Annotated in this window: 9 protein-coding genes; 6 read left to right on the top strand and 3 right to left on the bottom strand. The window is 38.8% G+C overall.

The features are described from left to right. Nucleotides 1–287: 287 nt before the first annotated feature. Nucleotides 288–1,949: an energy-dependent translational throttle protein EttA gene (gene ettA / locus B9T35_RS03475; protein ID WP_086189738.1), complete on the top strand. Its 1,662-nt coding sequence runs from the start codon at nt 288–290 to the stop codon at nt 1,947–1,949. 92 nt (nt 1,950–2,041) lie between these two features. Here ettA and B9T35_RS03470 read toward each other — a convergent pair whose 3' ends face one another. Then, the gene (locus B9T35_RS03470; protein ID WP_086189737.1) at nt 2,042–2,446 is read right to left on the bottom strand and encodes a tetratricopeptide repeat protein; all 405 of its coding nucleotides are present in this window, start codon (nt 2,444–2,446) and stop codon (nt 2,042–2,044) included. A 168-nt stretch (nt 2,447–2,614) separates the two neighbouring features. Then, entirely contained in the window at nt 2,615–2,989 is a 375-nt protein-coding gene (locus B9T35_RS18805; RefSeq protein ID WP_086189736.1) for an SEL1-like repeat protein, read from the bottom strand. A 273-nt stretch (nt 2,990–3,262) separates the two neighbouring features. On the opposite strand from B9T35_RS18805, the gene B9T35_RS03460 reads away from it, so the two are divergent. The 4 genes from B9T35_RS03460 (at nt 3,263) to B9T35_RS03445 (ending at nt 9,710) form a co-directional block, all read left to right on the top strand. Further along, the gene (locus tag B9T35_RS03460; RefSeq protein WP_086189735.1) at nt 3,263–3,715 is read left to right on the top strand and encodes a cation efflux protein, CzcI-like; all 453 of its coding nucleotides are present in this window, start codon (nt 3,263–3,265) and stop codon (nt 3,713–3,715) included. Nucleotides 3,716–3,777: 62 nt separating this feature from the next. Further along, nucleotides 3,778–5,184: a TolC family protein gene (locus B9T35_RS03455; RefSeq protein WP_086189734.1), complete on the top strand. Its 1,407-nt coding sequence runs from the start codon at nt 3,778–3,780 to the stop codon at nt 5,182–5,184. 1 nt (nt 5,185) lies between these two features. Continuing rightward, nucleotides 5,186–6,490 carry an efflux RND transporter periplasmic adaptor subunit gene (locus B9T35_RS03450; protein WP_086189733.1) on the top strand — a complete coding sequence of 435 codons (1,305 nt, stop codon included), beginning with the start codon at nt 5,186–5,188 and terminating at the stop codon, nt 6,488–6,490. Beyond that, nucleotides 6,480–9,710: an efflux RND transporter permease subunit gene (locus B9T35_RS03445; protein WP_086189732.1), complete on the top strand. Its 3,231-nt coding sequence runs from the start codon at nt 6,480–6,482 to the stop codon at nt 9,708–9,710. The genes B9T35_RS03450 and B9T35_RS03445 overlap by 11 nt, the downstream gene beginning before the upstream one ends. 54 nt (nt 9,711–9,764) lie before the next feature. On the opposite strand, the gene B9T35_RS03440 is transcribed toward B9T35_RS03445, so the two are convergent. Further along, nucleotides 9,765–10,568, bottom strand: coding sequence for a DUF4198 domain-containing protein (locus B9T35_RS03440; RefSeq protein WP_086189731.1), 804 nt, complete (start codon nt 10,566–10,568; stop codon nt 9,765–9,767). A 180-nt stretch (nt 10,569–10,748) separates the two neighbouring features. On the opposite strand from B9T35_RS03440, the gene B9T35_RS03435 reads away from it, so the two are divergent. Beyond that, nucleotides 10,749–11,720, top strand: a complete 972-nt coding sequence (locus B9T35_RS03435) for a cation diffusion facilitator family transporter (protein WP_086189730.1) — start codon at nt 10,749–10,751, stop codon at nt 11,718–11,720. Nucleotides 11,721–11,758: the final 38 nt, after the last annotated feature.

Below are 11,758 nucleotides of genomic sequence, written 5' to 3'. Positions count from 1 at the left end.
ATCTTATTCCGTTAATTTTCAATCGAGTGTAGCATTAAACTATATGAAGTAAAGCTACAAAAAACTGCATACTTATTCTTTTTATTTCATAAACATGAACAATTTTCATGCCGAGTTGAATTTTCTGATAGCTGTATTAATATGTTTATTTTTTAAACATGATTTGAATTGAGAAAAGCATTTTTATAATGATGGGGAGCCTTATTTTTTCGGCACTTTCATCGTATAATGCCTGCAATTATTTGTTCACATTTGTGAATGTTGGTTTTTTTATAGAGGAGTCCTACGTGGCCCAATATATTTACACGATGAACCGTGTCTCTAAGTTAGTACCGCCTAAGCGTACGATCTTAAAAGATATCTCTTTATCATTTTTCCCAGGTGCCAAAATTGGTGTGCTTGGTTTAAACGGTGCAGGTAAATCTACCTTGCTTCGTATTATGGCTGGCGTAGATAAAGATTTCTCAGGTGAAGCACGCGCTCAACCCGGTATCAAAATCGGCTATTTAGAGCAAGAACCACCATTAGATGAAACTAAAGACGTTCGTGGTAACGTTGAAGATGGCGTTCGTGAAGCATTAGATGCTTTGGCACGTTTGGATGAAGTTTTTGCTGAATATGCAGCAGAAGATGCTGACTTTGATGCACTTGCAAAAGAGCAAGAGAAATTAGAAGCCATCATTCAAACTTGGGATGCACACAATCTCAATAACCAACTCGAAATTGCAGCGGGTGCATTGAATCTTCCACCTTGGGATGCAGATGTTAAGTTGCTTTCAGGTGGTGAACGTCGTCGTGTTGCATTATGTCGTTTATTGCTTTCTAAGCCTGACATGTTGCTTCTTGATGAACCGACCAACCATTTGGACGCAGAGTCCGTGACTTGGTTAGAACGTTTCCTGAAAGATTTCCCAGGTACAATCGTTGCGATTACGCATGACCGTTATTTCTTAGATAACGTTGCTGAGTGGATTTTAGAGCTTGACCGTGGCATGGGCATTCCTTACCAAGGTAACTATACCAATTGGTTAGAGCAAAAAAATGCGCGTTTAGAGCAAGAGAACAAGCAAGAAGAATCTTTTGCGAAAGCATTGAAGAAAGAGCTTGAATGGGTTCGTTCTAATGCCAAAGGTCAGCAAAAGAAAAACAAAGCGCGTATGGAGCGTTTTGAAGAGCTCAATTCACGTGAATTCCAACAGCGTAATGAAACCTCTGAAATCTATATTCCACCAGGCCCACGTTTGGGTAATAAGGTTGTAGATGTTGAAGGGATCAGTAAATCGTTTGATGGTCGTTTGCTGTATGAGAACTTAACGTTCTCTGTACCACCAACAGCAATCGTGGGTATTGTTGGACCGAATGGTGCGGGTAAAACGACACTGTTTCGTATGATGACTGGCGAACAACAACCTGATACAGGATCTGTGACTTTAGGCGAATCGGTTAAAGTCGCGTATGTGGGGCAGTTACGTGACACCTTAGATGATAAGAAAACAGTCTGGGAAGAAATTTCTGGCGGTTTAGATATCTTACGTATTGGTGATTATGAAATCGCATCACGTGCCTATATCGGTCGTTTTAACTTTAAAGGTCAAGATCAGCAAAAACGCGTAGGTGAATTGTCAGGTGGTGAGCGTAACCGTTTACAACTTGCGAAAATCTTACAAATGGGCGCAAACGTAATCTTACTGGATGAGCCATCAAACGACTTGGATATTGAAACTTTACGTGCGCTTGAGGATGCAATTCTTGTATTCCCAGGTACGGTAATGGTGGTATCGCATGACCGTTGGTTCTTAGACCGTATTGCAACGCATATCTTGTCATTTGAAAATGATAAACCTGAGTTTTATGAAGGTAACTATGCTGAATATGAAGCATATCGCCAATCACGTTTAAGTGATGATGGTTCTTCTAAACGTTCTAAATACAAAAAAATTACAGGTTAATTCCTTTATTTTTGTGTGAAAAAACCAGCTTTCGAGCTGGTTTTTTTGTATTTAATTTAAAGGATTTAAAAAGTTTAAATGACAATCAAAAATTAAGACAAAAGCTGAGCATTATGAATTTTTGTTAATTCAGTTTGCGCTTCAATGTGCCCTTGGTTTGCAGCGAGAGCAAGCCATTCTTGCGCTTTAAAAGTATTGGATGTGAGACCAAGTTGACCATTTAAATAACATTGACCTAGCTTAAATTGCGCAGAACTATAACCTTTACTTGCTGAATGGAGAAAACACCAAATCGCGTTACGTTCATCTCTATTGGATAAAAGCAGTTCAGTATGGTTTGGATTAAAATAGTTAAGTTTAGATTGATACTCGTAACGTCGGGCTTGCTGATATTCAAGATAAGCTTCAGACACATAAACATGAGGATGTGTATTTTTTACCTTTAAATAAGGTAGAACACTATTTTTTATATAATATACAATCTCGTTAATGTCCATAATTTAATCTTCTACGCTATTAAGCTGTACTGTGTCACATTTATTTTTTTGGTTTTAACTTATTAATAATTAATAACATATAGTGAAAAAATAGACATGTCAAACGAATAAAAACCAGTCCGAAAACTGGTTTTTATTTCAAATAATTGTGAATAAAATAAATTTTTTTTAAGAAAACGCGAGTTTTTTATAAGCCTCTTGGAGTTCTTGTTTTGCTTCAAGATGCCCTTGATGAGCCGCTTGGTCTAACCATTTTTCAGCATGAGAATAACTACGGTCTAAACCGAGTTGACCATTTAAATAAGAGAGTCCCATTTTATACTGTGCTTCTTTATCTCCTCTTAAAGCAGCACGTAAATAACACCACATTGCATTTCGAACATCATGGCTTTCAGCATCTATTAAGGCGGCATAACTGGCATGAGGTTGGTTGACAGCTTGTTCGAGGAAAGGCTGTTTTTGTAATTCACCTTCAGACAATTTGTGAGATTGGCTCTCATTTTCAGCATAATTTTTAAAACGATTAAAAATATGTCCAATCATATAAACCTCCTTGTTAATCCATTAACAATATGTGAGATGACTAATCAGAAATAATCGATTAGATATAATTAATTTAGCTGATTTTTAAAACTTTTCAAATAATAAATTGTAATTGATGGATCTTTAACTGTATGAGTTTATTGAATAACAATATACTGTTTATAACACTTTAATTTTATTTTAAGCAATTTAGTTGACTGAAATAAAAATAATGTAATTTTATTACATGTGCTTTGCTTGTTATATTGGGGAAATGAGGCATGTAGACTGAATATGGTCAAACGTTCGGGTATTTTTATTGGTATTTTATTAAGTTTGTTCATGTTCCAAAGTCTTTGGAATGTGGCTGCGGCTTTTTGCACCCATGAAAATCGTAAGGATGTACCAACCTTAGGTCTAAAGCACTTTGGTCATCATGTGGCTTTAAGTTGCCAGAAAGATGATCAACATGATTTAGAACATGCTGATCTTCAAAAAACCAATAATAATAAACAGTTGTTATTAGATCAAAGTGTTTCTTCAACAAGTTTTGATCAAAATCTAAAAGATGATCATCGTGATCACTTGCCCTCATTTTCACACTTTATGGTCATTGATGTTCAGCAAGAAGCAGATAAGCCTCATTTTTCAATCAATCTGCGAACATTATTCATGGATTGGAATAATTTATACCAATCACCACATTTATTTCTCCCCAATCCACCGCCCGTATATTCCCCGCTATAAGGTGGGGTAGCCAAAAATAAGCCCACCACTTGGTTTTATCACAAACTTAGTGGGGCATAATCATGTCAAAATTTATTCAAAAAGAAAGTATCGATCAACATTCCAATAGGGTGGAATATTCAAGGTTACTGTTTTTACAGCAAACGAAGCGTAGAGTTTTGTGGACAGCATTATGTGCTGTGTTATTCAATCCCTTCACTTATCTACAAGCTGAGCAAGTCCAAAACTTAACTTTGGACGAAGCGATTCGTCGCACAGAAACTTATCAGGCTTCTCAGGGGATTTGGCAAAGCCAACAACAGATTTCTGAAGCGAACATAAAACAATCGAAGCTGTGGATAAATCCAAACTTATCCATACAGCAATCTGGTTTTGCTTCGGATCAAGATCAAGAGCTTTCCATTGGCATATCTCAGCCTTTGGATATTTTTGGTGAGCGTAAAGCGCAACAAAATTTGGCTGAAATTGCAAAATCACAGGTCGATTTAAAACAAAAAATTTATCAGGCTCAGCTTCAATTGGTAGTGAAATATTTGTGGTCACAATTGGCCATTTTTGAATTGGAGCGGGATGTTGTTCATGAACAATTGCAGGTCAGTCAGGACAATTTAATCGCTATAGAAAAGCGTTATCAGGCGGGTAGTGTGGCTCAGGTTGATGTCGATCGGGCAAAGCTGAGCCAATCTGAAAATCAACGTTTATATCATCAGGCAGATTTACAGCTACAAGTCGCAACTCAGCAATTGTCTAATGTATGGGGGCAACGAGATAAAAGTGTCAACATTGCATTATCCCCAAGCTTACTCTGGCCAAAGTCTACCTTTCAGCAAGTAGAGCATTATCTCGCTGAAAATCTATATGAAAAATCTCGTCAATTGCAACTTATCGAAGCAAAAGCGAATGTGAAATATCTGCAAGCGCAGTCAAAACCCAATCCGACTTTAAATGTCGGTGTCAACCGAACCAAGTCACCTGAAGTATCTACTGAAAATGAATGGGTGATTGGTGTATCTATTCCTTTGAATATTTTTAACCATCAGCAATATGGCGTTCAGATTGCACAAGCCAAGCAAGATTTATTGCTCAAACAGCAGGAATTCTATTTAAAGCAAAATGCATTACAAGTCGGAACACTATTAACGGAATTGCAAGGTTTAGAAGCCCAATTTAAAGCAGTTAATCAGACCCAAATCCCCCTCGCAACACAGGTACAGCGCAAAACTTTAATGGGTTTTAGTGCCGGAAAATTTGCTGTGACAGATGTGCAACAAGCCACATTGCAATTGCAGGATGTGCGTATGCGTAAAGTGCAGTTACTTAAAGACGCATGGCAGCGTGCCATTGAAGCTGAAAGTTTAAGTTTGGGTATCCAACCGAGTGCTGTGATGGCGAAAGATGCGATTGCGCAAATGAATCAAAATTTATGGCAGGACACACAGGCTTTACCTGTGATCGGTGGGAGAAATTAAGATGTTAAATCTACAAAAAACCTTCAAAAATCAAAGTGGTCAGATTTCACAAAAATTACTCATCCTCCTCGTTCTGATTATTACAGCACTGCTTGCTGTTGCGATTTATTTTTTCGGTCAAAATAAGTCGAAGCCTGAAACAGATGAACATGGTAGTCATGAGGAATCAGGCGAGCATGCACATACAGATACTGATCAGGAGCATCAAGCTGATGGAGCGAAACATCAAGAGGCTGAGGGTTCGCATGATCAAACTTTGGAGCAGAGTCAGGCAATTGCATTAACAGCCAAGCAAATGACTGAGCAGGGGATTCAACTGGCTAAAGCAGAGTTGGGTGAAGTGCTTCAAGTCTCAGCTTATCCTGCAAAGTTAGTGGTTAACACAGATCGACAAGCGCATGTTTCACCAAGTTTCGCAGGTCATGTGGAATCGGTGAATGTGGAATTGGGTCAGCAGGTACAAAAAGGGCAAATACTTGCGACGCTATTGGTTCCTGATTTGGTGGATCAGCAATCTAATTTACACATTGTACAATCCAATTTGAATTTGGCTCGACAAGATTATGAGCGTGAACGTCAATTGTGGTCACAAGGTATTTCTGCAAAACAGGATTATCAGCGTGCTTATAATGCCTATCAACAAGCACAAATTCAGGTACAGGCAAACAAGTCACGACTTTCTGCTTTTGGTGCAAGTGCAGGATCGAATGGACGTTTTATACTGAAAGCCCCGATTTCGGGAATAATTAGTAAAAAAGATTTAGTCGTGGGTGAGAATGTTCAGCTTGCAGATCAATTATTTATTATTGATCAATTAGATCAGCTTTGGCTTGAATTTATTGTACCGAATGCAAATTTTGCTTCGATTGCGCCCAATCAACAAATTGAATTTAAATCACTACAAACAGGAAATACTTTTAAAGCGCAAATTCAAAGTTTAAACAGTGAGGCAGATGCGCAAACAGGTCGTTTACAAGTACGTGCCAAAGTACTTTCCAATGCTTCTGAATTACGTCCCAATTTAATGGTGAATGTGCAGTTGAAGCAAAATAGTTCAACGCAGGCATTACGTATTTTAAAAAGTGCCGTACAAAAAATTGAAGGTCAGGATGTTGTGTTTGTTGCAACTGAACATGATCAAAAAATTGAATTTAAAGCTCAGCCTATTGTTATTGGGCAAGTTTCAGGTGATGGTCAATGGGTTGAAGTTCAATCAGGTTTAAAGCAAGCACAGCAATATGTTGCGCAAGGTAGCTTTTTATTGAAATCTGAATTGGAGAAAGGAGAAGCAAGTCATGAGCATTAATGATTTAGATCCTTCTTCAAAAGATAAATTATCTGCTGAGTTATCTCCACAACGACAATTAGATCAACAGTCAGATTCTCCATCAGATCAACAATTACCTCCACCTGAAGGTTTATTTGATCGGATTATTCAGTTCTCTATTCAAAATGCAATTTGGGTCATGTTGTTTATTGTGACGTGGATGGGTGTCGGAATATGGAGTTATCAAAAACTTCCTATTGATGCTGTACCTGACATCACCAATACCCAAGTGCAAATTAATAGCCAAGCCAACGGTTTTACAGCTTTGGAAGTCGAACAACGGATTACGTATCCTATTGAAACAGCAATGGCTGGAATGCCTGATTTAGAGCAAACCCGTTCTATTTCACGTTATGGTTTGTCGCAAGTGACCATTATTTTTAAAGATGGCACTGATATTTATTGGGCAAGACAGCAGATTAATCAGCGTTTGCAAGAAGCTCAAGCTGAATTGCCGACGCAAATTGTACCGACCATGTCACCTGTTTCAACAGGTTTAGGTGAAATTTATCAATGGGTGATTAAAGCAGAATCGAATGCGAAAAAAGCAGATGGTACAGCTTATACTGCCATGGATTTACGTGAAATTCAGGACTGGATTGTGCGTCCGCAATTGCAACGTGTGCAAGGTGTGGCAGAAATTAACAGTATTGGGGGTTATAACAAAACCTATGTGGTTGCACCTGACTTAAAACGCTTACAGCAACTACAAATTCCCTTGAGTGATTTGCAACAAGCTTTAACTGAAAATAATGATAACCGTGGTGCGGGTTTTATTGAAGAAAATGGTCAGCAACTGACGGTTCGTGTACCTGGAACGTTGAATAGTATTGAAGATATCCAGAATATCAGCCTCGCCAATAAAAGTGGTTTTCCAATACGTGTTGCAGATGTTGCCACCGTATCGATTGGGCATGATTTACGCACAGGAGGGGCAACCTATAACGGAGAAGAAACCGTATTAGGCATTGCCATGATGATGATGGGTGAAAACAGTCGAACTGTGGCGAAAGCAGTAGATGCCAAAATTAAAACCATTCAGCAATCTTTACCCAAAGGTGTTGTGATTGAAACGGTGTATGACCGTACAAGCTTGGTTGAAAAGGCGATTAAGACGGTACAGAAAAACCTGATTGAAGGGGCAATTCTGGTCATCATTATTCTGCTTTTGTTTTTAGGGAATTTACGAGCAGCCTTAATTACTGCCTGCGTTATCCCACTGTCTATGTTATTCACATTAGCAGGAATGGCAGAGCAAAAAATCAGTGCCAACTTAATGAGTTTGGGGGCGCTCGATTTCGGCATTATCGTTGATGGTGCAGTGGTTATTGTAGAAAACTGTATTCGGCGTTTGGCAGAAGCCCAGCATGCAAAAGGTCGCTTGCTGACTAAATCTGAGCGTTTTAAAGAAGTTTTTCTTGCAGCAAAACAGGCACGTCGTCCTTTAATTTTCGGTCAACTGATTATCCTCGTGGTTTACCTGCCTATTTTTGCATTATCGGGTGTAGAAGCAAAGTTATTTCATCCGATGGCAATGACAGTGGTACTGGCACTGGTCGGTGCAATGATTTTATCGGTTACCTTTGTTCCTGCAGCAGTTGCTTTATTTGTTCAGGGTGAAGTCAAAGAAACAGAAAGCCGTTGGATGCTTTGGTTGAAGCGTAAATATGAAGCCATTTTAAACATCGCTTATTCATTTAAAGCGGTCGTTCTAACAATAGCGGGCGGCATTCTATTTTTAACGGCCGTATTAGCCACACAGATTGGCAGTGAATTTGCACCACAACTCAGCGAGGGAGATTTTGCAGTACAGCAAATGCGTTCACCGAGTACGGGATTAGAGCAATCTTTAAGGATGCAGGAAAATACTGAAAAATTATTGCTGAAAGAGTTTCCTGAAATTAAAGCCATTTTTGCACGAACAGGTACCGCCGAAGTGGCAACGGATGTAATGCCACCGAATATTTCGGATGCGGTGATTCTATTAAAAGCCAAAGATCAGTGGGAAAATCCAAAAGAAAGTATTGATGAACTGCGTCAGCGCATGATCAGCTTTTTGGCAACGTTACCTGGCAATAATAGTGAGTTTTCTCAACCCATTGAATTACGTTTTAATGAGCTGATTTCAGGTGTACGTAGTGATGTTGGAGTGAAAATCTTTGGCGATGATATGGAAGTGTTGAACCGTGAAGCCCAACGAATTGCTCAACAGATCAAGACGATTTCAGGTGCTACAGCCGTCAATGTAGAGCAGACCAATGGTTTACCACTGTTAAATGTTGAAGTGAATAAAGCTTTGGCTGCACAGTATGGTTTATCTGTGAAATCAATTCAGGATTTAGTTGCGAGTAGTGTAGGTGGGCAAAATGTTGGGCAAATTTTACAAGGTGATCGTCGTTTTGATTTTGTGATTCGTCTGGATGATACTCAACGAACAGAACAACATTTAGCAAGCTTGCCAATACAACTGCCGAATGGGGGACTAATTCAACTTCAGGATGTTGCTAAAGTTGAAAATATATTGGGTGTGAACCAAGTGAGTCGTGAGGATGGTAAACGCCGTGTCGTGATCACTGCCAACGTTGAAGGACGTGATTTAGGCTCATTTGTGACAGAGTTGCAAACAACCTTGGCCAAGCAGACATTGCCTGCAGGTTATTGGCTTGACTATGGTGGTCAATTTGAAAATTTGGCTTCGGCAAAAACACGGATGCAGTTGGTTGTACCTTTGGCACTGATCACGATTTTTATTTTATTGATGGCTGTTTTTCATAACTTTAAGGAAAGCTTATTGGTGTTTAGTGGTGTGCCTTTTGCTTTATGTGGTGGACTAATTGCACTGTGGTTACGTGATATTCCATTATCTATGTCGGCAGGTGTTGGTTTTATTGCATTGTCAGGTGTCGCTGTATTAAACGGTTTGGTGATGCTGACCTTTATTAAAGAGTTACGGCAAACACTTGATGTTTATCATGCGACTTGGCAGGGCGCAATTTTGCGTTTAAGACCTGTGTTGATGACAGCATGTGTGGCATCACTGGGTTTTATTCCAATGGCTTTGGCAACAGGTACAGGCGCAGAAGTACAACGACCATTAGCAACAGTAGTGATCGGTGGCATTATTTCTTCGACATTATTAACCTTGGTTTTATTGCCGATGGTTTATCGTTGGATGAATGAAGCTAAAATAAAAGTTTAACGCTAAAGCCTGTGAATCAATGAATTCACAGGCTTTAAACTTACACAGAGAATTTTATTTTGTGGTAGTGGGCAAAATGCCTAAGCTGATGATGGTGTAATACTGATTGCGTGGCTTGGCTGTTTTATTCACAGTTTCACTCACTTCAATCAGGTATTGTCCTGAATGAGGAAAGCTTAAAGTTGCTGTACCATCTTGTTTGACTTGAACATGTTGAGCTTGCTTATCTGTGGTGCCTTGTGCCCGAATCAAAACTTCAGCTTGCTTTAATGGCTGACCTGATTGGGTGATCGAAATTTCAACAGGTTCTGATGCATGAATATTATTGGGATGGGTTTTGAATGCAACCTGAATAGGTGATTCTGTAATCGTATTAACAGCTGAAGTTTCATTTTTGGAAACATAGCTTTGAAGAGACCATTCACGGGTAATCTCTACAGGTATAGGTACTTTTTTAAAATCAGAAGGAACTACATATTCACGTTCATTGATGGGTTCGGCTTTATCCGCAGGTACATCAAACAGCATTTTCCATTCTTTATTATGCTGAACATATTTGAGTGGGAATGATGTTTTTGCAAAAATACGATAGGTTCCTTTGTCTTTAAGCGGTAAATTAAAAATAGAGGCAGATTGAGCAGTATCTATAGATTGAATGGTCAGCTGGCTGTTATCAGGTTGAATGACTGTGAAATTAAGCTGTTTGAGTGCATGTTCTGAATTCAAAGCTTCTTCTGCATAACCACTGATCACAGGAATTTGTGTATTGGTAGTGACATAGCTTAAAGGAGCGACATAAGGTTCATGTGCATGGCTATAAGCACAAAACATAAGTGCAAGAGAAAGATATTTTTTCATTGGCAGTGTCCCTGATAGATGCAGGCTGATTTTAAAAAGTGAAATATTTAAACGTGTTGTAGTATATAGATAAAATATTATAAACGATAATAAATATCATTATCATTTGTTGAGTAAATTAATAAAGTACTAATTAATCAGGAGAGCTGATGGAAATGGACATGAAATTAGAGGTGACCGATGAGTGAGCATCATGGGCATGACCATAGTCATGCAGTTGTCACTGAAGGCAATGCAAAGAAACTGACTTTTGCATTGGCACTGACAAGTACGTTTTTAATTATTGAAGTAATCGCAGGCTTTATGACGCAAAGTTTGGCATTACTTTCTGATGCGGCACACATGTTTACCGATGCAGCTGCTTTGGCCATTGCTTTGGTTGCGATTAAAATTGGTAAATTACCTGCGGATAACAAGCGCAATTTTGGTTATCAGCGCTTTGAAATTCTAGCAGCCTTATTTAATGCGATGATGTTGTTTGTTGTCGCAATTTATATTTTATATGAAGCTTACCAACGGTTTAGTCATCCACCTGAAATTCAAAGCATGGGGATGATGATCGTTGCAAGTATTGGTTTGGTCATTAATCTTATTTCAATGAAAATCCTTTTTTCAAGCTCACAAGATAGTTTGAATGTAAAAGGTGCTTATCTTGAAGTCCTCAGCGATGCTGTAGGTTCTGTCGGTGTGATTATTGGTGCAGCGGTTATTTATTTCACAGGTTGGATGTGGGTGGATACCATCATTGCTGTATTGATTGGATTTTGGGTATTACCAAGAACGTGGGTATTGCTGAAGCAAAGTATTAATATTTTATTGGAAGGTGTGCCAGAAGAAATCGATATTGAAAAATTGCGTGATGATTTATTGGCACTGGATGGTGTGGAGGATATTCATCAACTTAAGGTTTGGGCAATTACTTCCAAAAATGTGCATTTGACTGTGCATTTACTTGCACCATCTGCTGATCGGAATCAACTGTATCAACAAGCAATGGAAATGCTTCAACATGAGCATGCGATTACAGAAATCACCTTACAAATAGAAGATGATGCATGCATGGCACATACGCATCAATCGAAAGAGCATGTACATTCAGATCACGATCACGATCACGATCACGATCACGATCACGAGGCACATGAGCATTAAAGTTATTTAGAGGTAAAATAAAAAGTGTGATTGCTCAT

It is taken from the genome of Acinetobacter sp. ANC 3832 (genome assembly GCF_002135415.1).
GTDB lineage: Bacteria > Pseudomonadota > Gammaproteobacteria > Pseudomonadales > Moraxellaceae > Acinetobacter.
This window is presented reverse-complemented; position numbering and strand designations above follow the sequence as displayed.